19 protein-coding genes are annotated in these 21,588 nt (G+C 61.5%); 9 read left to right on the forward strand and 10 right to left on the reverse strand.

Features of this window, described 5'->3' with window-relative positions:
• Nucleotide 1 precedes the first annotated feature (1 nt).
• The 3 genes from pyrH to rpsB all read right to left on the reverse strand — a co-directional run bounded on the left by pyrH (nucleotide 2) and on the right by rpsB (nucleotide 2,671).
• Nucleotides 2-781 (reverse strand): UMP kinase, encoded by a 780-nt coding sequence (pyrH, locus tag IE093_RS13245; RefSeq protein WP_189469966.1) that lies wholly within the window; start codon nucleotides 779-781, stop codon nucleotides 2-4.
• A gap of 126 nt (nucleotides 782-907) precedes the next feature.
• Nucleotides 908-1,777 (reverse strand): translation elongation factor Ts, encoded by an 870-nt coding sequence (gene tsf / locus IE093_RS13250; RefSeq protein ID WP_189469967.1) that lies wholly within the window; start codon nucleotides 1,775-1,777, stop codon nucleotides 908-910.
• Between the two features lie 162 nt (nucleotides 1,778-1,939).
• On the reverse strand, nucleotides 1,940-2,671 hold the full coding sequence (rpsB, locus tag IE093_RS13255; RefSeq protein WP_189469968.1) for a 30S ribosomal protein S2: 732 nt from the start codon (nucleotides 2,669-2,671) through the stop codon (nucleotides 1,940-1,942).
• 440 nt (nucleotides 2,672-3,111) lie between these two features.
• Between rpsB and map the strand changes: the two genes are divergently transcribed.
• From map to IE093_RS13290, 7 genes are all read left to right on the forward strand, one after another.
• Nucleotides 3,112-3,903, forward strand: coding sequence for a type I methionyl aminopeptidase (map, locus tag IE093_RS13260; RefSeq protein ID WP_189469969.1), 792 nt, complete (start codon nucleotides 3,112-3,114; stop codon nucleotides 3,901-3,903).
• Between the two features lies 1 nt (nucleotide 3,904).
• Nucleotides 3,905-6,580 carry a [protein-PII] uridylyltransferase gene (locus IE093_RS13265; protein WP_189469970.1) on the forward strand — a complete coding sequence of 892 codons (2,676 nt, stop codon included), beginning with the start codon at nucleotides 3,905-3,907 and terminating at the stop codon, nucleotides 6,578-6,580.
• A 175-nt stretch (nucleotides 6,581-6,755) separates the two neighbouring features.
• Nucleotides 6,756-7,952: a succinyldiaminopimelate transaminase gene (gene dapC, locus IE093_RS13270; RefSeq protein ID WP_189469971.1), complete on the forward strand. Its 1,197-nt coding sequence runs from the start codon at nucleotides 6,756-6,758 to the stop codon at nucleotides 7,950-7,952.
• An 11-nt stretch (nucleotides 7,953-7,963) separates the two neighbouring features.
• Nucleotides 7,964-8,308 (forward strand): arsenate reductase, encoded by a 345-nt coding sequence (locus IE093_RS13275; RefSeq protein WP_189469973.1) that lies wholly within the window; start codon nucleotides 7,964-7,966, stop codon nucleotides 8,306-8,308.
• 40 nt (nucleotides 8,309-8,348) lie between these two features.
• Entirely contained in the window at nucleotides 8,349-9,374 is a 1,026-nt protein-coding gene (gene dapD / locus IE093_RS13280; protein WP_189469974.1) for a 2,3,4,5-tetrahydropyridine-2,6-dicarboxylate N-succinyltransferase, read from the forward strand.
• Between the two features lie 53 nt (nucleotides 9,375-9,427).
• Nucleotides 9,428-10,582 carry a succinyl-diaminopimelate desuccinylase gene (gene dapE, locus IE093_RS13285; RefSeq protein WP_189469976.1) on the forward strand — a complete coding sequence of 385 codons (1,155 nt, stop codon included), beginning with the start codon at nucleotides 9,428-9,430 and terminating at the stop codon, nucleotides 10,580-10,582.
• Nucleotides 10,583-10,600: 18 nt separating this feature from the next.
• Nucleotides 10,601-10,987: a hypothetical protein gene (locus tag IE093_RS13290; protein ID WP_189469978.1), complete on the forward strand. Its 387-nt coding sequence runs from the start codon at nucleotides 10,601-10,603 to the stop codon at nucleotides 10,985-10,987.
• A gap of 57 nt (nucleotides 10,988-11,044) precedes the next feature.
• Here the strand turns inward: IE093_RS13290 and IE093_RS22770 are convergent, their stop codons facing one another.
• Nucleotides 11,045-11,509, reverse strand: a complete 465-nt coding sequence (locus IE093_RS22770; protein ID WP_308427203.1) for a cold-shock protein — start codon at nucleotides 11,507-11,509, stop codon at nucleotides 11,045-11,047.
• Nucleotides 11,510-11,643: 134 nt separating this feature from the next.
• On the opposite strand from IE093_RS22770, the gene IE093_RS13300 reads away from it, so the two are divergent.
• Nucleotides 11,644-11,895 (forward strand): SlyX family protein, encoded by a 252-nt coding sequence (locus IE093_RS13300; protein ID WP_229803559.1) that lies wholly within the window; start codon nucleotides 11,644-11,646, stop codon nucleotides 11,893-11,895.
• Between the two features lie 182 nt (nucleotides 11,896-12,077).
• Here the strand turns inward: IE093_RS13300 and trxB are convergent, their stop codons facing one another.
• From trxB to IE093_RS13315, 3 genes are all read right to left on the reverse strand, one after another.
• Complete coding sequence (gene trxB / locus IE093_RS13305; protein ID WP_189470063.1) at nucleotides 12,078-13,031, reverse strand: thioredoxin-disulfide reductase; 954 nt, start codon at nucleotides 13,029-13,031, stop codon at nucleotides 12,078-12,080.
• Nucleotides 13,032-13,252: 221 nt separating this feature from the next.
• The gene (locus IE093_RS13310; protein ID WP_189469982.1) at nucleotides 13,253-13,855 is read right to left on the reverse strand and encodes a peroxiredoxin; all 603 of its coding nucleotides are present in this window, start codon (nucleotides 13,853-13,855) and stop codon (nucleotides 13,253-13,255) included.
• A gap of 170 nt (nucleotides 13,856-14,025) precedes the next feature.
• Nucleotides 14,026-14,235, reverse strand: a complete 210-nt coding sequence (locus tag IE093_RS13315; protein WP_189469984.1) for a CPXCG motif-containing cysteine-rich protein — start codon at nucleotides 14,233-14,235, stop codon at nucleotides 14,026-14,028.
• Nucleotides 14,236-14,480: 245 nt separating this feature from the next.
• Here IE093_RS13315 and acnA point away from each other — a divergent pair, with 245 nt between their 5' ends.
• Nucleotides 14,481-17,222 (forward strand): aconitate hydratase AcnA, encoded by a 2,742-nt coding sequence (gene acnA / locus IE093_RS13320; RefSeq protein ID WP_189469986.1) that lies wholly within the window; start codon nucleotides 14,481-14,483, stop codon nucleotides 17,220-17,222.
• A gap of 225 nt (nucleotides 17,223-17,447) precedes the next feature.
• Here the strand turns inward: acnA and IE093_RS13325 are convergent, their stop codons facing one another.
• From IE093_RS13325 to ald, 3 genes are all read right to left on the reverse strand, one after another.
• Nucleotides 17,448-19,127: an NAD-dependent malic enzyme gene (locus IE093_RS13325; protein ID WP_189469988.1), complete on the reverse strand. Its 1,680-nt coding sequence runs from the start codon at nucleotides 19,125-19,127 to the stop codon at nucleotides 17,448-17,450.
• A 44-nt stretch (nucleotides 19,128-19,171) separates the two neighbouring features.
• Nucleotides 19,172-20,185, reverse strand: coding sequence for a tryptophan--tRNA ligase (locus tag IE093_RS13330; RefSeq protein WP_189469990.1), 1,014 nt, complete (start codon nucleotides 20,183-20,185; stop codon nucleotides 19,172-19,174).
• A gap of 78 nt (nucleotides 20,186-20,263) precedes the next feature.
• Nucleotides 20,264-21,379, reverse strand: coding sequence for an alanine dehydrogenase (gene ald / locus IE093_RS13335; protein ID WP_189469992.1), 1,116 nt, complete (start codon nucleotides 21,377-21,379; stop codon nucleotides 20,264-20,266).
• Nucleotides 21,380-21,588: the final 209 nt, after the last annotated feature.

Here is a 21,588-nt window from a genome sequence, read left to right on the forward strand (position 1 = left end):
TCTACCCTCTATCTATCAGCGTGCCTTCCTTGCCACCCACGACCAGATTCAGCAGCGCTCCAGGCTTGTTCATGTCGAAAACACGAACCGGCATGTCATGGTCCCGCACCAGGCAGATGGCGGTCAAATCCATGACGCCGAGCTTCTGGTCCAGCACTTCGTCGTAGGTCAGGCGCTCGTATTTTACTGCATCGGGATACCTAACTGGATCCTTGTCGTAGACCCCATCCACCTTGGTGGCCTTGACCACCACGTCGGCATCGATCTCGATGCCGCGCAGGCAGGCCGCCGAATCGGTGGTGAAGAACGGATTGCCGGTACCGGCGGAAAACAATACCACGTCTCCGGAGGTCAGGTATCGAATGCCGGTACGTCGGTCATAGTGTTCGACCACACCGCTCATGGGAATCGCCGACATCACCCGTGAACGGATATTGGAGCGCTCCAGGGCATCGCGCATGGCCAGGGCATTCATCACCGTGGCCAGCATACCCATATGATCGCCGGTGACACGATCCATACCCGCCTCGTTCAGGGCGGCGCCGCGAAACAGGTTGCCACCGCCCACCACGATACCGACCTGGACCCCAATCCCGACCAGTTGGCCGATTTCCAGCGCCATGCGGTCAAGCACCTGGGGGTCGATACCGAAGTCATGCTCCCCCATCAGGGCTTCGCCGGACAGCTTGAGCAGAATGCGCTTGTACTTCGACTTGGCACCGCGTTCGGATTTACTGCTGCGCGGTTCCTGGGAGGCTAGGTGATCGGAAGGGGATGGCATGGGCAGGTCTCCTTGACACGTCGAAGGGAATTCTGGCGCTACAATCGGAGGCTGGCAAAACCGCCAGCCGGATACGCGAAGGCGTGCGCTCGCGCGCACGCCATCACGAACCTGAAAGGTCGGACCTCAGCTACGGCGAGCCTGTTCCATCACTTCCTTGGCAAAGTCGACTTCTTCCTTCTCGATGCCTTCACCCACTTCGAAGCGCGTGAAGCCGACCACCTCACCGCCGGCCGCCTTGACGAAGGCTGCGACGCTCTGGTTGGGATCCTTGACGAAAGGCTGCTCGGTCAAGCTGTTCTCGGCCAGGTACTTCTTCAGACGGCCCTGAACCATCTTCTCGGCGATTTCCGCCGGCTTGCCCGCCATATCCGGCTGAGCCAGGATGATGCCCTTCTCCTTGTCGAGCTGCTCCTGGGGCATGTCCTCAGGACGCGCCACGGCCGGGTTGATGGCGGCGACGTGCATGGCGACATCCTTGGCCACCTCGGCATTGGCGCCCTTGAGCACGGTCAACACGCCGATACGACCGCCGTGCACGTACTCGCCGACCAGGCCACCTTGCGGTGCATCGACCACGACCGCGCGACGCACGCTGATGTTCTCGCCGATCTTCTGCACCAATTGCTCACGGGTCTCTTCCAGCTCACCGGCCATGATGGCGGCGACATCCTCGGACTTGTCGGCGAAGACCTTTGCCAACACCTTCTCGGCAAAAGCGGTGAAGTTCTCGTCGCGGGCAACGAAGTCGGTCTCGGAATTGACTTCCAGCATCACCCCATAGCTGCCGTCTTCGGCAACGCGGGTGACGACGGCGCCTTCGGCGGCGGTACGGCCGGCCTTCTTGGCGGCCTTGAGGCCGGAATTCTTGCGCAGGTCCTCGATGGCCTTCTCGATATCGCCACCAGCCTCGGTGAGCGCCTTCTTGCACTCCATCATGCCGAGTCCGGTACGCTCGCGCAGTTCCTTGACCTGAGACGCGCTAATAGCTGCCATGATAGTAACCTCTAAGATTTGACGTCGGTATTCGGGGGGAGACATGTCCCGCTGGCCGGGCTGGGGCAGCGGGAAAAAGGGGGCCGTCGCCCCCTTTCCTCTACCCTGGCTGCCGCGGCGACGTGGCACGGCGGTGCGACAGTCAGGATAGACGCGTCGACATCACTCGGCGACTTCGTTGGTCTCGGAGACTTCGACGAACTCGTCGGGACGGCCTTCCTTCGCCTTGGCGCAGGCATCGGCGATGGCCTGGACGTAGATCTGGATGGCACGAATGGAATCGTCGTTGCCCGGGATCACGTAGTCGACGCCGTCCGGATTGGAGTTGGTATCGACCACACCGATGACCGGGATGCCCAGCTTGTTGGCTTCATTGATGGCGATGCGCTCATGGTCGACGTCGATCACGAACAGCGCATCCGGCAGGCCGCCCATCTCCTTGATGCCACCCACGGAACGCTCGAGCTTGTCCTGCTCGCGAGTCGCCATCAGCACTTCTTTCTTGGTCAGCTTGTCGAAGGTGCCATCATCGTGCATGGCTTCGAGCTCGCGCAGACGCTTGATGGAAACGCGAATGGTCTTGTAGTTGGTCAGCATGCCGCCCAACCAGCGATGGTTGACGAAAGGCATGCCCACCCGGCTAGCCTCTTCCTTGATGATCTTGCTGGCGCTGCGCTTGGTGCCGACAAACAGGATCTTGTTGTTGGAGGCTGCCATCTTCTCGACCACATCGACGGCTTCGTTCAGAGCCGGCAGGGTATGCTCGAGGTTGATGATGTGGATCTTGTTACGGGCACCGAAGATGTACTTGCTCATCTTCGGGTTCCAGTACTTGGTCTGGTGGCCGAAGTGGGCGCCTGCCTTGAGCAGGTCACGCATATTGACTTGTGCCATGGATGACTCCTGAAAATCGGGTTAGGCCTCCATGCACCCCATGGATCCGACTGCCGGTCGCGCCGACAGCACCCGGGACCATGTGACGGTGCATGTGTGTTTTCAAGGCGTTTCTGGATACGCGCTTTACAGTATCGCCGTCGCCGACGCGCCTCTCAAATCAGGAAGCGGCAGCCGGCACAACGATTGCAGGAAAGCGCGCAGCTTTATACCATAGTTCGACGCCGAGTTGAAGTCGCCCGCCCCCAAGGGAAGCGCTGAGCGAATCGTCGAGCGGAGTGAAGCGCAAGGCGCCCGGAGCGCAGGAACCAGAGCATATGGGGTGATATGTGAGGATTCCGAGCACCGCGTAACGCAGCGATTTGCCCGCGCAGACATTTGTGCAGTGTTTCCCAGAATCGTCCGCGGCCGGCACACCATCCCACAGATGTCGAGAATCCATGAACGTTCCCATCAAGACGCCCGACGAAATCGACAAGATGCGCGAAGCCGGCCGCCAGGCCGCCAGCGTGCTGGAAATGATCACCCCTCATGTCAAGGCCGGCATCAGCACCGGCGAACTCGATCGACTGTGCCACGACTTTATCGTTCACGAACTGGGCTCCACCCCGGCCCCGCTCAATTATCACGGCTTCCCCAAGTCGATCTGCACCTCGATCAATCATGTGGTATGCCACGGTATCCCCGATGACGCCAAGAAGCTCAAGAACGGCGACATCATGAACATCGATATCACCGTCAAGACGGCCGACGGCTACCATGGCGACTCGAGCAAGATGTTCATCATCGGCGACAACATCCAGGGCGAGCGACTGTCGCGCGTCACCCAGGAGTGCCTGTACCGCAGTATCGCCCAGGTCAAGCCCGGAGCCCGGCTGTCCGATCTGGCACGACCGATCCAGAGCCATGCCGAGGCCAATGGCTATTCGGTGGTACGCGACTTCTGTGGCCACGGGATCGGCGCGGTCTTCCACGAGGACCCCCAGGTACTGCATTACGACGGCTACGCCCCGGAGGCAGACATCGAACTGGCCGAAGGCATGTGCTTCACCATCGAGCCGATGATCAATGTCGGAGGTTATCGCACCAAGGTTCTGCGAGACGGCTGGACGGCGGTGACCAAGGACAAGAGCCTCTCCGCGCAGTGGGAACACACCCTGCTGGTCACCGCCACGGGGGTTGAAGTGCTCACCGCCCGCGGCGAAGAAGACCTGTCCTTCCTCGGCACCTGACATGTTGCTGCATCACTATCGTTTCGTCCCCGACGACAGCCTGTTCGATGCCGTGGCCCTGCGTGATGCCCTCGCGAGTCATCGCTCGCCCATCGCGCCCTTCAAGGAGGTGCTGCGCTCGATTCAAGCGCGCCTCGACGAGCGTTTCCGCGCCGGCGCCGACATCCGCGACCTGATCCACGGTCGCGCCTGGAGCCTCGACCGTCTGCTGGAAATCGCCTGGTCGCGACAGGCGTGGCCCGATGACAGCATTGCCCTGCTTGCGGTGGGTGGTTATGGGCGTGGCGAGCTGCATCCGCACTCGGACATCGATCTGCTGTTCCTGCTCGAAAACGATGATGACACGCCCTACCGTGAGCCCCTGACCGACTTCATCACCTTCCTGTGGGACATTGGCCTGGAGATCGGCCACAGCGTCCGCTCGCTGGCCGATTGCGAGCGCGTGGCCGCTGCCGACATCACGGTAATCACCAACCTGCTGGAATCGCGCACCCTGGCGGGCTCCGAGCGGCTGCGCGAGGCCATGCAGGCACGCCTGTCCACCGACCGGCTGTGGCCGGCGGATCGTTTCTTCGAGGCAAAATGGCAGGAGCAGATCGCTCGCCACTACCGCTACAACAACTCCGAGTATCACCTCGAGCCCAACATCAAGAGTTCTCCCGGCGGGCTGCGCGACATCCAGATGATCGGCTGGGTGGCCAAACGCCACTTCGGCAGCCAGCGCTACGAGGACCTCGTCGCCAACGGCTTCATGAACGATGCCGAGTTACGCATCCTGAGCCAGGGCCAGGCGTTCCTGTGGCAGGTACGCTATGCCCTGCACATGCTCACCGGCCGCGCCGAGGACCGACTGCTGTTCGATCACCAGCGCACCATCGCCGAGCTGTTCGGTTACCGTGACACCCCCGAGCGGTTGGCCGTCGAGCAATTCATGAAGCGCTACTATCGCCATGTCACGGCGCTCGCCGGACTCAATGACATGCTGCTGCAACACTTCGACGAGGTCATCCTGCGCGGCGAAGAGAAACTCGATACCAAGCCGCTCAACGACCGCTTCGAAATCAAGGGCGGCTATATCCAGGCTCGCTACCCGCGAGTTTTCCACCACCGTCCCTCGGCTCTGCTGGAGCTGTTCCTGTTGATGGCCCAACACCCCGAGATCGAAGGGGTACGCGCCTCGACCATCCGTCTGATCCGCGACAACCGTCATCGCATCGACGATCTGTTTCGCGACGACGTGCGTCATCAGAGCCTGTTCATGGAACTACTGCGCTGCGGCGGTAACGTGGCCCGCCAGCTCAGGCGCATGAACCGTTACGGCGTGCTCGGCAAATACCTGCCGGAGTTTGGCCAGGCGGTAGGGTTGATGCAGCATGACCTGTTCCATATCTACACCGTCGATGCTCATACCCTGCGCCTGCTGAAATTCGTTCAGCGCTTCCGCGAGCCCGAGGGGCGCGAGGATTTCCCGGTGGCGGCAGTGCTGGTCCATCAGCTACCCAAGCTCGAACTGCTGTGGATCGCCGGCCTCTATCACGACATCGGCAAGGGACGCGGTGGCAACCACTCGATCCTAGGCGCCCGCGACGCCGAGGCGTTCTGTGAACGCCATGGCCTGTCGCCCCACGACACCCGGCTGGTGAGCTGGCTGGTAGAAAATCACCTATTGATGTCGAAGACCGCCCAGAAGCGCGACATCTCCGATCCGGACGTGATTCGCGAGTTCGCCACCCAGGTACGCGACGAGGTGCATCTCGATTACCTCTACGTGCTGACCGTAGCGGATATCAACGCCACCAACCCCTCGTTGTGGAACGGTTGGCGCGCCTCGTTGCTGCGCCAATTGCATGCCGAGACCAAGCGCGCCTTGCGGCGCGGCCTGGAGAACCCGCTGGACCGCGACGACTGGGTACGCGAAACCCGCGAGGAAGCCCGTGGCCTGTTGTCCACGATGGGCGTCGACCTGCAGCAGGTCGACCGGCTATGGGATTCACTCGGCGAGGATTACTTCCTGCAGTACGCCCCCAGCGAGATCGTCTGGCAGACCCAAGGCATCCTGACGCACGACGGCACCCACCTGCCACTGATCCTGATCAGCGCCCCTACCGAGGACATGGCCGAAGGTGGCACCAAGGTGTTCATCCATACACGCTCGGTGAATGATTTGTTCGCCGCCACCGCGGCGGCCATGGAGCAGCTTGGCCTGTCGATCCACGACGCCCGCATCGCCACCTCCAGCAACGATCTGACGCTCAACACCTTCATCGTGCTCGACGACGAAGGGCAGCCGATACGCGACCGGGATCGGCTCGAAGAGATCCGGCGCTATCTGGTGGAAGAACTCGACGACCCGGATGACTATCCGCGGATCGTCACTCGCCACACTCCACGCCAGCTCAAGCACTTCAAGGTCCCCACCCAAGTGGTGATCGAGCAGGACCCGGCCAATGAGCGTACCATGCTCGAATTGGTGGCTCCCGACCGCCCCGGCCTGCTGGCCCGAGTCGGACGCATCTTCATGGAGCAGGACATCGCCCTGTCGACGGCCAAGATCGCTACCCTTGGCGAGCGTGTCGAGGACGTGTTCTTCATCACTGACAAGACTGGCCGGCCGCTGACCGACCCCGAGCGCCAGCAGCGTTTACGGGAACGCCTGACCGAGGTGCTCAGCGTCTAGGCTTCCTCTGAAACGTCGACGAACGATGGCCAGACAGTTTTCAGACGAAGCCGAAGTTTGAGGCCCCGGGGGGGCTTCCCTATAATCTCCTGCCTATACATGATGACGCGGCGCACCGCCGGCACCGCGTCCCGATCCACAAGAAGCGCCTCTGCCGGGCGCGGCCAGGACATTCATGAACCCCGATCTCGACGCCTTGATGCCCTATCCCTTCGAGAAGCTCGCCGCCCTAAAGGCCGGTGTCATGCCGCCCGAGGCGCTTGCGCACATCCCGTTGACCATCGGCGAGCCCCAGCACGAGCCATATGCGGCGGCACTGGAGTCGCTACACGCGCATCAACACGAAATGGCCCGCTATCCGGCGACTGCTGGACTGCCGGCGCTGCGCCAGGCGATCGCCACTTGGGCCAGCCGGCGCTTTTCGCTCACCGACCTCGACCCGGATACCCAGGTGCTCCCGGTCAACGGCACCCGTGAGGCGATCTTTGCCTTCGTTCAAGCGGCACTCGATCACACCCACCCAGCCCGGGTCGCCATGCCCAACCCCTTCTACCAGATCTACGAAGGTGCCACGCTGCTGGCCGGCGGCGAGCCGCTATACCTCGACTGTCGGGCCGATCATGGCTTCCGCCCCGACATCGACGCCGTGAGCCCCGACACCTGGCGCAACGTGCAGATCGTGTTCGTCTGCTCTCCGGGCAACCCCACCGGTGCGGTGACACCGATCGAGGATTTCACGCGGCTGATCGAGCTGGCTGATGAATTCGACTTCATCGTCGCTTCCGACGAGTGCTATTCCGAACTCTATCTCGACGAGACAATGTCACCACCGGGCCTGCTTGAAGCCTGCGCCAGCCTGGGACGTCACGACTACCGCCGCTGCCTGGTCTTCCACTCGCTGTCCAAGCGTTCCAACCTGCCGGGTTTGCGCTCGGGCTTCGTCGCCGGCGACGCATCGCTGATCGCCCCTTTCAAGCGTTATCGCACCTATCACGGCTGCGCGATGTCGTTGCCTCTGCAGCATGCTTCCATCACCGCCTGGCAGGACGAAGCGCATGTCCGTGCCAACCGCGACGCCTACCGCAAGAAGTTTGCCGCGGTTACCGAGATCCTGGCCCCGGTGATGACATTCCCCACTCCCGAGGCCAGCTTCTACCTATGGCCAGCGGTCCCTGGCGGCGACGACGAGACCTTTACCCGCGACCTGTACGCGCAGGAACATGTCAGTGTGCTACCCGGCCGCTACATGTCGCGGGACGGGACCGACGGTTCGAACCCCGGTGCCGGGCGGGTGCGTCTGGCGCTGGTCGCCGAGGTCGAGGCCACCGTTGAAGGAGCCCATCGCATTCGCCGTTTCCTCGAACGCCGCTGAAGGAGCCTGTCATGTTGACCCTGTATGGCCTCAAGAACTGCGATACTTGCCGCAAGGCACTCAAGGCTCTGGATGGCAAGGGGATTCCCTACCAGTTACACGACCTGCGCGAGGATGGCCTATCAGCCGCGTTGCTCGAGCATATCCTCACCCGGGTGCCGGTGATGACCCTACTCAACAAGCGCAGCACCAGTTGGCGTAATCTCGACGAGGACGACAAGCAAAACATCGATGCCAACAGCGCCAGGGAGTTGATGCTCAAGCATCCGACGCTACTCAAGCGCCCGTTGCTGGATACCGGCAACGACATTCTCGTCGGCTACCGGGACGGCGATTACGACAAGATAAGGGGTTAACCCCCCCACCTCTCCCATCATGACTCCAGAGGACATTCCCATGCTGAGCTTCGCACTCGGAATCGGTACACAGAACACCCAGGGCGACTGGCTGGAAATCTATTATCCGGCGCCGCTGCTCAACCCTGAGAACGGCTTGGTCGAAGCAGCCAAGAAAGCCTTGGACGCTCCCGAGGGCAATGCCGCGGTAAGCTTTCTGCCCGAGCACTGCAACGAACTGGCCCAAGCGTTTCGCAACGCTGGCAACACAGAGCAGGCCGAACTGGCCGAAACCTTGGCCGGCAGCCAACGTCCGCTGGTGGCCATGTTCCTCGAAAACGATCAGCCTCCGGAATCGGCTCCCGAGGTGTACCTCAAGCTGCACCTGCTGTCGCATCGTCTGGTCAAGCCCCACGGCGTCGACCTGACCGGAATGTTCGGTCTGCTGCGCAATGTGGCCTGGACCAACGAAGGCGCCATCGATGTCGAGGAGCTGCCGGCACGGCGACTCAAAGCCCGCCTGGAAGGCCGCACCCTCTCGGTGGATTGCGTCGACAAGTTCCCCAAGATGACCGACTACGTGGTACCCGGCGGCGTGCGCATCGGCGACACGGCACGGGTGCGCCTGGGCGCCCATCTCGGCGAGGGCACCACCGTGATGCACGAGGGCTTCGTCAACTTCAATGCCGGAACCGTCGGCCCTGGCATGATCGAGGGACGCATCTCCGCTGGCGTGGTGGTCGGCAAGGGTTCCGACCTGGGCGGTGGCTGTTCGACCATGGGCACGCTTTCCGGTGGCGGCAACATCGTGATCAAGGTCGGCGAAGGCTGCCTGATCGGAGCCAACGCCGGCATCGGTATCCCGCTGGGCGATCGTTGCACGGTGGAAGCTGGCCTTTATATCACCGCCGGCGCCAAGGTCGCCGTGCTCGACGATCAGGGGCAGGAAGTCAAGATCGTCGCCGCCCGTGAACTGGCCGGCCAGAGCGACCTTCTGCTACGTCGCAACTCACAATCCGGACGCATCGAGTGCCTGACCAACAAGAGCGCGATCGCGCTGAACGAGGCGCTGCACGCCAATCAATGAGTGTCCCGGCGCCCCGTAGCGGGCGCCGCTTTCCACGTCATCCAGGATCCTTCATGCCCATGCCTGAAAACGCCGCTCTCTCCCCCACGCTGACACTTGCCATGGAGTTGATGCGTCGCCCTTCGGTGACCCCCGACGACGTCGGTTGCCAGGCCCTGATGGTCGAACGACTCGAACGGCTGGGTTTTCACGTCGAGCGGCTACCCTTCGGCGATGTCGAGAACTTCTGGGCGGTGCGCGGCCATCATGGACCGGTATTGGCCTTCGCCGGCCATACCGATGTGGTGCCTAGCGGCCCGGACGTGCTTTGGGAACATCCCCCCTTCGAACCGTGCATCGACGATGACGGCATGCTGTGCGGCCGTGGCGCCGCCGACATGAAGGGCAGCCTGGCGGCAATGATTACCGCCGTGGAACGTTTCGTGACCGCCAACCCCAACCATGATGGCAAGATCGCCTTCCTGATCACCTCCGACGAGGAAGGGCCGGCGATCGACGGCACCCGAGCGGTGGTCGAACATCTGCGCGAAGCACATGAACGCTTGGATTACTGTATCGTCGGCGAGCCATCTTCCACCAGCGAACTGGCCGACACGATCAAGAACGGGAGGCGCGGCTCGCTCGGGGGCGTACTGCACGTCAAAGGGGTACAAGGTCATGTAGCCTATCCACACCTCGCGCGAAACCCCATTCACGAGACCACGTCCGCCCTGGATGCCCTGGTACGCGAACACTGGGACGGCGGCAATTCCTTCTTCCCCGCCACCAGTTTTCAGATCTCCAACATCCGCTCGGGGACCGGCGCTACCAATGTGATCCCCGGCGAGTTGGAGGTAATTTTCAACTTCCGCTACTCCACCGAGGTCACCCACACGCAACTGCGCGAACGCACCGAGGCGATCCTCGACGCCCACGGTCTCGACTATCGCCTTGACTGGACGCTCAACGGGGAACCCTTCCTCACTGCCAAGGGCGAACTGGTGGAGGCCGCATTGGCTGGGGTCGAGGAAGTATTGGGGCGGCGCCCCGAACTGTCGACGGCCGGCGGTACCTCCGATGGCCGCTTCATTGCCACGTTGGGCGCCCAGGTAGTCGAATTGGGACCACTCAATGCTACTATCCACAAGGTCAACGAGCGGGTCTACGCTGCCGACCTGGATACCCTGAGTGATATCTACGAAGCCATCCTCGGGCGGCTATTCGTCTAGGCAAGGGTGAGGGACACCATGCAGCGCTATCCCGATATTGAAATCTACCTGGCTCATGTGTCTCTCGAGCCGCTGAACGCCTGGTTGGCCGAGCGCCTGGATGCGCCGCCCCTGCAGGGGGCCGGCAAGCGCAAGGCACGCACCACCGGCTACGGCAACGGTCGTCGCATCCCCGTACTGCTGGTGGAGCAGGCGGCGGACGGCTACGCAAGCTTGTGGTTCGACAGCGATGCGACGCCCTGGCCACGCGACGTGGACTGTGCCCGTGAAGCCGCTCAGCGGCTCGGATGCGAAGTGCGCTGTTCGTTGGGCGGCTGGCAACCCGGCGACGACCCCGATCGCTTCTGGCAAGTACTGTCCGACGGTACCGAAGGCGCCATCGATTGGCCCGACTCGGGACAGTAGGCCATAAACGACAACGCCCCGCTCACAGGCGGGGCGTTGTCAGAACGAGCAAGGCATTCAAGTAATTACTGTAACATCGTCTGCCTGCAAGCCACGTTCATTCTCGATGACGTGATAACGCACCTTCTGCCCTTCGGCCAAGGTGCGATGCCCCTTGCCGCGAATGGCGCGAAAATGTACGAAGACGTCTTCACCGCTATCACGGGTGATGAAGCCGTATCCCTTGTTGACATTGAACCACTTGACCTCGCCGATCTCACGGTCGTCGTCCTCGACTTCAGCCAGAGTGGCCAGTTTCGGGGTCAACACGTTGACCGCCAGGGTGGCAACCAACAACAACAGGAACACTGCAACGGCCGAGGCCATGTAGACGGCAGCTACCCCACCCAGTTCGAGCGCGGCAAACAGCTCTTGGGACAGGGCACCTCCGGTGAAGGAAACGAACAGGGCAATCAACAATGGAGCGGGCGCGGCAAGCAACAGACTGATCAGACTACAACGAAGCAAGACCTTACGATTCATGGACCTCGAGTTCTCTTATGATGGCAATGGATGAACGATCATGATGAATGCCCAGCAGTACATGCGCCTCTGGGCGTTGATCCATCAGTGAAGGTGTCGCGATGAACGGCAACACGCAACCCGAAGATTCTAGCATGACAAAAGACGACTCGCTCGCGCACTGCTGCGCGCGACTCGACGACCTGGAAAGCCGCATTGCCTATCAGGAACACTGGTTGGAAAGCCTGGACCGAGCCGTGGCAGCCCAAGAGAAACGACTGGCACAACTGGAAAGGCTAAATGAGCTGATGCAGCAGCGCCTGCGCGAACAGCAGCGCACCCTGCAGGAAAGTGACCGCGACGATACCGGCTTTCGCCCCGAGGACGAGATACCGCCGCACTATTGACGAAAAAGGAAGAAGGAAGAAGGAAGAAGGAAGAAGGAAGAAGGAAGAAGGAAGAAGGAAGACAGTATCTGGCTTTTCCCTCCTTCTTCAAAGCGCGCAGCGCCGATCTTCAACCTCCCCTCTTCAAGCTGCGTAGCAGCGTTCTTCCCTCTTTCAGCCGCGAAGCGGCGCTCTTCCGGCTTCTAGCTTAATTCGTCGAGATACCGCTCGGCGTCAAGCGCCGCCATGCAGCCACTGCCAGCGGAGGTGACCGCCTGACGGTAGACGTGGTCCATGACATCACCGGCGGCGAACACACCCGGGATGCTAGTAGCGGTGGCATTACCCTCCAGCCCCGAACGCACCTTGATGTAGCCACCCTGCATGTCGAGCTGTCCCTCGAAAATGGCGGTATTGGGCGTGTGACCAATTGCAATGAACACACCAGGGGCGGCAAGTTCCTTGGTGCTGCCGTCCTGGGTCGACTTGAGGCGCACGCCGGTAACCCCGGTATTGTCCCCCAACACCTCGTCCAGGACATGGTTCCACTCGATAGCGATATTGCCATTCTCGACTTTGTCGAACAGCTTGCCTTGCAGGATCTTCTCGGCCCGCAAACTGTCGCGACGATGCACGAGAGTCACTTTGGAGGCAATGTTCGACAGGTACAGCGCTTCTTCCACAGCGGTGTTGCCGCCGCCCACCACGACAACCTCTTGGTTGCGGTAGAAGAAGCCATCGCAGGTGGCACAGGCCGAGACCCCCTGCCCCATGAACGCCTGCTCGGAGGGCAGCCCCAAATAGCGGGCACTAGCCCCAGTGGCGATGATCAGGGCATCACAGGTATAGGTGCCGTTATCGCCCTTGAGGGTAAAAGGACGTTCGCGAAGCTCGACCTCGTTGACATGATCGAACAAAACCTCGGTATCGAAACGCTCGGCATGCTTGCGCATGCGCTCCATCAGCTCGGGGCCCTGCACGCCGGTATCATCACCAGGCCAGTTGTCGACATCGGTGGTGGTGGTCAACTGACCACCAGCCTGTATGCCGGTGATCAGTAGCGGCTTGAGGTTGGCGCGGGCAGCATAGACGGCGGCGGCATAGCCGGCCGGGCCGGAACCGAGAATGATCAGGCGTTCGTGGCGCACTTCGCTCATGGGGTAGACCTCGTACTTGAGCTGACGGGGAAACCGCTGCATTACGGAACGCTTCCTTAGGCAACGCTTCCTAAGAAAGATGGCATTCAGCGGCCCTGCGGCATGACTTCGGCCCAAAGCCATGCCGCAAAACCCTGTTTGCGGTCATTGTAACCCGGCTTGCCGCACGGATCGCAACGCAAGAGGCGGCCTCTCGGACCGCCTCTGGGATTGCCGAAGGCTTACAGTGCCTGAGAGTGGGCACCCAGGTACTTGGCAACGCCTTCCGCGTCGGCCTGCATGCCTTCCTTGCCTTCTTCCCAGCCTGCCGGGCAGACTTCGCCATGCTTCTGGTGATGCTTGAGAGCCTTGACCATGCGCAACATCTCGTCGACGTTACGGCCCAGCGGCAGGTTGTTCACCACCTGATGCTGGACGATGCCATTCTCGTCGATCAGGAAGGAACCACGCATGGCGACGCCGGCTTCCGGATGCTCGATGCCATAGGCTTGAGTGATTTCATGCTTGACGTCGGCGACGATGGGGAAACCGACTTCACCGATACCACCCTTCTCCGGGGAAGTCTTGCGCCAGGCATAGTGGGTGAACTGGGAGTCGATGGACACCCCGATCACTTCGACGCCGAGTTCCTTGAACTGTGCCAGACGATTGTCGTGGGCGATGATCTCGGACGGGCAGACGAAGGTGAAATCCAGCGGCCAGAAGAACAGCACGCGCAGCTTGCCGTTACTGTCCGACAGCTTGAAGTTCTCGACGATTTCACCGTTCCCCAAAACGGCAGCGGCTTCGAAATCCGGGGCTTGACGACCAACCAGTACGCTCATGCAGATCTCCTTTGAGAGTGAGTGGCTCTTGAGTAAACGTGTCAAAACGGAATCCAGCCTAAGGCCAAGACCAGGATACCGCAATTTAATAAGCCCAATCGGCAATATAGTCAGTGCCTATCCTGCCGTGGACACGTGACCGCGCGATGACCACGAACGATGGTGGACATTCAAAGAACCTCGTCATCGCGGTTCACGATCACACCTTCCAGTTCACCGCTGTGCGGCGATACCGTCACCATGACCTGGATGGGCGCACAACAGCGCGGACAATCTTCCCAGGTCTGATGACTTCCCTGGCTGGCATCCACCAGCAGGTCGAATTCGGTGCTGCAGTACGGGCAGTGGACCAAGTGCGAGGTCAACATTTCCTCATGCATGCTGCGCTCCCGGCGGCAGTGCACCACACCCACACCGAGCCATTCCTAATGGGGGCAGTGCACGATGCTTTCAAGTCGTCATGATTAAGCCGAAGCGAATTTCCGGCCTTCCCTTGTTTCCACAGCATAGCCGTTGATGCCGGCCGGCTGCCCTCTGGGGCAACGCTTGAAAACAGCATCTATCATGACCATGTGATACAAGAGTCCCGCCCGAATGACCCTTCATTCGTCATGAGGAGAAGACCATGAGTGCCGATTCCGCACCGCACACGCTTGCCAGCCTGACCGTGAGCGAGCGCATCTACCATTACTACAGCCTGCCCAAGGCAGCCGAGGCCTTGGGCGATATTTCGCGCTTGCCCGTCACCCTCAAGGTGCTGCTGGAGAATCAGCTTCGCTTCGCTGATGACGAGAGCGTCTCCCGCGACGACATGCAGGCGCTGGTCGATTGGCAACAGACCGCCAGCTCGACCCGCGAGATAGGCTATCGCCCCGCGCGGGTGCTGATGCAGGACTTTACCGGAGTCCCCGGCGTGGTCGATCTGGCCTCGATGCGCGCCGCGGTCGAGAAGCTCGGCGAGGATCCCTCGAGGATCAATCCACTGTCGCCTGTGGACTTGGTCATTGACCACTCGGTGATGGTCGACAAGTACGGCAATCCCACCGCCTTTCGCGACAACGTAGCCATCGAGATGGAGCGCAATCGCGAACGCTACGAGTTCCTGCGCTGGGGCCAGCAAGCCTTCGATAACTTTCACGTAGTGCCGCCAGGCACCGGTATCTGCCATCAGGTCAACCTGGAATACCTGGGCAAGACGGTGTGGACCAAGGAGGAAAGCGGCAAGACCTTCGCTTACCCCGACACCCTGGTGGGGACCGACTCCCATACCACCATGATCAACGGGCTGGGCATTCTCGGCTGGGGTGTAGGCGGTATCGAGGCCGAGGCAGCCATGCTCGGTCAACCGGTGTCGATGCTGATCCCCGAAGTGGTGGGCTTCAAGCTGACCGGCAAGTTGCGCGAGGGCATCACCGCCACCGATCTGGTGCTGACGGTGACCCAGATGCTGCGCAAGAAGGGCGTGGTCGGCAAGTTCGTCGAATTCTACGGCGACGGCCTGGACGATTTGCCGCTAGCCGATCGTGCCACCATCGCCAACATGGCCCCGGAATACGGCGCCACCTGCGGTTTCTTCCCAGTCGACGACGAAACACTGAACTACTTGCGCCTGACCGGCCGCAGCGAGCCCGAAGTGGCGCTGGTGGAAGCCTACTGCAAGGCGCAGGGTCTGTGGCGCGAGCCTGGTGCGGAGCCGATCTTCAGTGACACCCTGCACTTGGACATGACTGATGTCGAAGCCAGCCTGGCCGGCCCCAAACGCCCTCAGGACCGCGTGGCACTCAGTGACATGAGGGCCACTTTCGAAAAACTGATGAATAACGATGGTGAGGAACTATCATCCACCGAGAAAGGACGGCTGTTCTCCGAAGGGGGCCAGACCGCGGTGGGTGTCGAAGCGAGCTATGAGCACCACGACAGCCAGGACGTCGATCTCGACGGTGATGTTTTCAAGCTCAATCCCGGGGCAGTGGTGATCGCCGCCATCACCTCGTGCACCAACACTTCCAACCCTAGCGTGATGTTGGCTGCGGGGCTTCTGGCGCGCAAGGCACTGCGGAAGGGGCTCAAGACCAAACCTTGGGTCAAGACCTCACTGGCTCCTGGCTCCAAGGTGGTCACCGACTATCTGGCCGCTGGCGGCTTCCAGGAAGACCTCGACGCGCTGGGCTTCAACCTGGTGGGGTATGGCTGCACCACTTGCATCGGCAATTCCGGGCCGCTGTTGACTCCTATCGAGAAGGCCATCGAGGATGGCGACCTGACCGTGGCTTCAGTGCTCTCCGGCAACCGCAACTTCGAGGGTCGGGTGCACCCACTGGTCAAGACCAATTGGCTGGCCTCGCCGCCGCTGGTGGTGGCCTATGCCCTGGCCGGCAATGTGCGCCTCGACCTGACCAAGGAGCCACTGGGGGAGGATCAGGACGGCAAACCGGTCTACCTGCGGGACATCTGGCCCTCCCAGGCGGAGATCGCCAAGGCGGTGGAGGAGGTCAAGACCGACATGTTCCGCAAGGAGTATGCCGAGGTCTTCGACGGCGACGAGGTCTGGCAAGCCATCGACGTGCCGCAGAGCAAAGTCTACGAGTGGTCGAAGGACTCCACCTATATCCAGCATCCGCCGTTCTTCGAAGGCATGGGTAAGGAGCCCGCACCGGTGGAGGACGTCAAGGACGCTCGCGTCCTGGCCATGCTCGGTGATTCGGTGACCACCGACCACATCTCCCCAGCTGGTGCCATCAAGCCCGATAGCCCCGCCGGACGCTACCTGCAGGAACGCGGCGTCAAGCCGGTGGACTTCAACTCCTACGGCTCACGGCGTGGTAACCACGAGGTGATGATGCGCGGGACCTTCGCCAACGTGCGCATCAGAAACGAGATGCTCGACGGCGTCGAAGGTGGCTATACCCATGTACCGAGTGGCGAGCAGATGGCGATCTATGACGCAGCGATGAAATACCAGGAGGAAGGCACGCCGCTGGTGGTGGTCGCCGGCAAGGAATACGGCACTGGTTCGTCACGCGACTGGGCTGCCAAGGGCACTCGCCTGCTCGGCGTTCGCGCGGTGCTGGCCGAATCCTACGAGCGCATCCATCGCTCCAACCTGATCGGCATGGGCGTGGTACCGCTGCAGTTCGCCGAAGGCGAGAGTCGCAAGACACTGGGCCTGACCGGCGACGAGACGGTCTCCATCGAAGGGCTCGATGAGCTGACGCCGGGTGGCAAGGTCAAGGTGGCCATCGTCAGCGATAAGGGCGAGAAGAAGTTCGAGGCGCTGTGCCGCATCGACACCGCCAACGAGCTGGAGTACTACCGCCACGGAGGCATCCTGCACTATGTGCTGAGGAAGATGATCGGTTCGGCGTAATCTCGATCACCATTCAAAGCCAAGGCCCTGCCGGGAGACCAACAGGGCCTTTTAGTCGCTAAATGAGCTTCGGGCTTCGGGCTTCGGGCTTCGGGCTTCGGGCTTCGGGCTTCGGGCTTCGGGCTTCGGGCTTCGGGCTTCGGGCTTCGGGCTTCGGGCTTCGGGCTTCGGGCAGAAAACTGCTCGCTGCTCGTAGCTCGCAACTCGTAGCCCTCGGCTCGTGGCTTAGAACGCCCGGCGACGATAACCGCGATAGCGCGGATACCAGAAGTTGCGCTCGATCGCTTCCCACAGCGTATCGTCGTCGCTTCTCAGTGCCACATGATCTTCCTGGGCCTGCCTGGCCACGTCGAAGGCAATGGTCTTGCTGACCTCGCGGATATCGGACAGTGCCGGCAACAGCGCTCCCTCGCCATACTTGACGATGGGCGCGGCATTGGCCAAGGCGTTGGAGGCCGCCATCAGCATGCCATCGGTGACTCGCGAGGCGCCAGCGGCGACCACGCCGAGTCCCACGCCCGGGAAGATGTAAGCATTGTTGCATTGGGCGATACGGTAGGTCTTGCCCTTCAGTTCCACCGGCTTGAATGGGCTACCGGTGGCAACCAGCGCCTGGCCATCAGTCCAGGCAAGGATTTCCTCGGGCGTGGCCTCGACCCTGGAAGTGGGGTTGGAAAGCGGCATCACCAGTGGGTGCGGACAACCCTCCCGCAACGTTTCGATCACCTCGCGGGTAAACAGGCCGCGCTGGCCGGAAACACCAATCAACACCGTGGGCCTGGCGTGACGCACCACTTCCAGCAACCCCCGCTCGCCCCACTCGGCGACGCTGGCCGGCTCATGCGCCAGACGCGACTGGAAGTCGTATAGCCCATCCATGTCGCTGGTCAGCAGCCCGCAGCGATCGATCATGAAGACTCGTTTCCGTGCCTCGGCCTCGCTGACTCCCTCCTCTTGCATCGCCACCACGATCTGTTCGGCTATACCGCAGCCCGCCGAGCCAGCGCCGACGAAGGCAATACGCTGCTCGCTGACCTTCTCGCCCTTGGCCTTGCAGGCGGCCAGCAACGTACCCACGCACACCGCCGCGGTGCCTTGGATATCGTCGTTGAAGCAGCACAGTTCGTCGCGGTAGCGCTCGAGCAGCGGCATGGCGTTGGTCTGGGCGAAGTCCTCGAACTGCAGCAGCACATTCGGCCAGCGACGCTTCACCGCGGCGATGAAGTCTTCAAGGAAGGCATCGTATTCTGCCTGCGAGATGCGCTCATGGCGCCAGCCCATGTACATGGGGTCATCGAGCAGTGCCTGGTTGTTGGTTCCCACATCGAGCATGATCGGCAGGGTATACGCCGGGCTGATGCCGCCACAAGCGGTGTACAGCGACAACTTGCCGATCGGGATACCCATGCCACCGATGCCCTGGTCGCCGAGCCCCAGAATACGTTCGCCATCGGTGACCACGATCACCTTGACGTTGTCCTTGGTGGCACTGCGCAGGATGTCGTCCAGGTACTCGCGATGGGGGTAGGAGACGAACAGCCCCCGGTGGTTGCGGTAAATGTTGGAGAATTCCTCACAGGCCTCGCCCACCGTAGGCGTATAGATAATCGGAAGTATCTCCTCGAGGTGCTCCTCCAGCAAGCGGAAGAACAACGTTTCGTTGTCGTCCTGGATGGCCCGCAGGTAGATGTGCCGGTCAAGGTCGTTCTGGCACTGCCGGTACTGGCGATAGGCACGTTCGGCCTGCTCTTCGATGGTCTCGACGTTATGGGGAAGCAAACCGACCAGGTTGAAGGCGATGCGTTCCGGCAACGTAAACGCGCTACCCTTGTTGAGCAGCGGCATCTCCAGCAGGGTGGGTCCGGCGTAGGGCACGTACAGTGGGCGTTTGGCTGGCTCGTTCATCTCTCGTCTCGTGCTGTTGTCAGGGAATCGAGGTTAGTGGCGCGTCAGTGGAAACGCCCCAGCCCCACGGCTTGGCGAAGGCTGTCCATCAGCGGAGCGGCTTCGGCACGGGCTCGTTCGGCGCCCTTCTGGAGCACATCTTCAATATGGCCCGGATCCTCCATCAGCGCCTGGTAGCGCTCGCGCGGCTCTCGCAGGTGCTCGTTGAGGTATTCGAAGACCTGATTCTTGGCTTCTCCCCAACCGATACCGTCGCGATACTGCTGGCGCATGAACTCGGTCTCTTCCACCGTGGCGAAGGCCGAATAAATCTGAAACAAGGTACAGGTATCCGGGTCCTTGGGCTCGCCCGGCTCCAGGGAGTTGGTCTTGATCTTGCGCACGAGTTTGAGCAGCTTCTTTTCGGACGCGAACAATGGGATGGTGTTGTTGTAGCTCTTGGACATCTTGCGCCCATCGAGACCACCGAGCACCTCCACCTTCTCGTCCACCACTGCCTCCGGCAGGGTGAAATACTGCCCCTTGTAGAGATGGTTGAATCGCCCCGCCATGTCGCGGGCCATTTCGATATGCTGGATCTGGTCACGACCCACCGGCACCTTGTGGGCATTGAACATCAGGATGTCGGCGGCCATCAGCACCGGATAGCCGAACAACCCCATTGTGATGCCCTTGTCGGGGTCCAGGTTGCCAGCGGCTTCGTTTTCCGCCACGGCCGCCTTGTAGGCATGCGCGCGGTTCATAAGCCCCTTGGCACAGACGCAGGACAACAGCCAAGTCAGTTCGGGGATCTCGGGAATGTCCGACTGACGATAGAAAATGGCGTTGTCGGTATCCAGCCCCAGTGCCAGCCAGGTGGCGGCGATCTCCAGCCGCGACTCCTGCACCCGTCGAGGATCCTGACACTTGATCAAGGAGTGCAGGTCGGCGAGGAAGTAGAAGGACTGGACGTTCGGGTCCTGGCTCGCGGCGATGGCGGGCTTGATGGCACCGACATAGTTGCCAAGATGCGGCGTGCCGGTAGTGGTGATGCCGGTAAGAACACGTGTCTTGCTCATGGAATCGGACTGGCCTGATCTCTCGTTTCGATCGCGCCAGTTTACCGTGCTGCCCCGCTCAAGGCGAACAGGGCAGCATTACTTCACCACGCTGGCGGGATCCACGCTCTCCAGTCCGAAGGCCTCGGCCACCGCTGGATAGGTCACCTGACCATCATGCACGTTGAGCCCCGGCAGGAAGTACGGGTCGTCGGCCAGTGCCTGTCGCCAGCCCTTGTCGGCAAGCGCCATGACGAACGGCAGAGTGGCATTGGTCAGTGCCTGGGTCGAGGTTCGCGCCACGGCACCGGGCATGTTGGCCACGCAGTAATGCACGATACCATCGACGACGTAGGTTGGCTCAGCGTGGGTGGTCGCCTTGCTGGTCTCGAAGCAGCCACCCTGGTCAATGGCAACATCGACCAGCACGCTGCCAGGCCGCATGTCCGCCAACTGCTCTCGGCGAATCAGCTTGGGAGCCGCGGCACCGGGCACCAGCACGGCACCGATGATCAGGTCCGAATCGCGAATCGCCTCATCCAGAGCATCGGCAGTGGAATATGCGGTTTTCAAACGTCCCTGATAGCGGTGGTCGAGCACTTCCAGGCGCGGAAGCGACTTATCGAGAATCGTCACCTCAGCGCCCAAGCCCAACGCCATGCGAGCGGCGTTCTCGCCGACCACGCCGCCGCCGATGACGGTTACCCGGGCCGGCGGAACCCCCGGCACCCCCGGCAACAGCACGCCAGCCCCGCCCTGGGCCTTCTCCAGGCTGTGCGCGCCAGCCTGCACCGCCATGCGCCCAGCCACCGCGCTCATCGGCGCCAGCAGCGGCAACCCACCCTGAGCACTGGTGATGGTTTCGTATGCGATGCAGGTCGCCCCACTCTTCATCAGCCCTCGTGTGAGCGCCTCCTCAGCGGCCAAGTGCAGATAGGTGAACAGCGTCTGCCCCTTACGCAGACGCTCGACTTCCTCGGGCTGCGGCTCCTTGACCTTGAGAATCAGCTCGGCGCTGTCCCAGAGTGCGGCTACGTCGGCCTCGAGCGACGCTCCTGCCGCCTCGTAATCCGCATCGGGAAAACCCGCGCCTTCTCCGGCACCGGCCTGGACCCGGACTCGATGGCCACGATTCACCAGCTCGCGGGCGCCGGTCGGTGTCAGCGCCACGCGATACTCGTGGTTCTTGATTTCTTTGGGCACGGCGATCTTCATGGCACCTCCGAACGAACATGTGATATCGCGATAAGACGGCTCTCTCACCCATTACAGCACAATGAGTCAATCACGATAAAATCACATGAAAATTCGCAACAATTTCATGAAAAGCACCCGCAAAACCGGATGAGATCCCGTTAATTCAGCCAAAAACAAGAGGATTTCCGGTCCTCATTCTTTGGGCGGTCGGCGCCCTTCCAAGGAAG

The sequence above is a fragment of the Litchfieldella qijiaojingensis genome, from assembly GCF_014651875.1.
Lineage (GTDB): Bacteria > Pseudomonadota > Gammaproteobacteria > Pseudomonadales > Halomonadaceae > Litchfieldella > Litchfieldella qijiaojingensis.

Bases quoted from the DNA above. Each gene is read 5' to 3' on its own strand.
- ald (WP_189469992.1), bottom strand. From the start codon at position 21,379: ATGAAGATCGCCGTGCCCAAAGAAATCAAGAACCACGAGTATCGCGTG.
- IE093_RS13275 (WP_189469973.1), top strand. From the start codon at position 7,964: ATGTTGACCCTGTATGGCCTCAAGAACTGCGATACTTGCCGCAAGGCA.
- dapC (WP_189469971.1), top strand. From the start codon at position 6,756: ATGAACCCCGATCTCGACGCCTTGATGCCCTATCCCTTCGAGAAGCTC.
- IE093_RS13325 (WP_189469988.1), bottom strand. From the start codon at position 19,127: ATGAACGAGCCAGCCAAACGCCCACTGTACGTGCCCTACGCCGGACCC.
- IE093_RS22770 (WP_308427203.1), bottom strand. From the start codon at position 11,509: ATGAATCGTAAGGTCTTGCTTCGTTGTAGTCTGATCAGTCTGTTGCTT.
- IE093_RS13315 (WP_189469984.1), bottom strand. From the start codon at position 14,235: ATGCATGAGGAAATGTTGACCTCGCACTTGGTCCACTGCCCGTACTGC.
- IE093_RS13310 (WP_189469982.1), bottom strand. From the start codon at position 13,855: ATGAGCGTACTGGTTGGTCGTCAAGCCCCGGATTTCGAAGCCGCTGCC.
- dapE (WP_189469976.1), top strand. From the start codon at position 9,428: ATGCCCATGCCTGAAAACGCCGCTCTCTCCCCCACGCTGACACTTGCC.
- tsf (WP_189469967.1), bottom strand. From the start codon at position 1,777: ATGGCAGCTATTAGCGCGTCTCAGGTCAAGGAACTGCGCGAGCGTACC.
- trxB (WP_189470063.1), bottom strand. From the start codon at position 13,031: ATGAGCGAAGTGCGCCACGAACGCCTGATCATTCTCGGTTCCGGCCCG.
- rpsB (WP_189469968.1), bottom strand. From the start codon at position 2,671: ATGGCACAAGTCAATATGCGTGACCTGCTCAAGGCAGGCGCCCACTTC.
- IE093_RS13265 (WP_189469970.1), top strand. From the start codon at position 3,905: ATGTTGCTGCATCACTATCGTTTCGTCCCCGACGACAGCCTGTTCGAT.
- map (WP_189469969.1), top strand. From the start codon at position 3,112: ATGAACGTTCCCATCAAGACGCCCGACGAAATCGACAAGATGCGCGAA.
- IE093_RS13290 (WP_189469978.1), top strand. From the start codon at position 10,601: ATGCAGCGCTATCCCGATATTGAAATCTACCTGGCTCATGTGTCTCTC.
- pyrH (WP_189469966.1), bottom strand. From the start codon at position 781: ATGCCATCCCCTTCCGATCACCTAGCCTCCCAGGAACCGCGCAGCAGT.
- acnA (WP_189469986.1), top strand. From the start codon at position 14,481: ATGAGTGCCGATTCCGCACCGCACACGCTTGCCAGCCTGACCGTGAGC.
- dapD (WP_189469974.1), top strand. From the start codon at position 8,349: ATGCTGAGCTTCGCACTCGGAATCGGTACACAGAACACCCAGGGCGAC.
- IE093_RS13330 (WP_189469990.1), bottom strand. From the start codon at position 20,185: ATGAGCAAGACACGTGTTCTTACCGGCATCACCACTACCGGCACGCCG.
- IE093_RS13300 (WP_229803559.1), top strand. From the start codon at position 11,644: ATGACAAAAGACGACTCGCTCGCGCACTGCTGCGCGCGACTCGACGAC.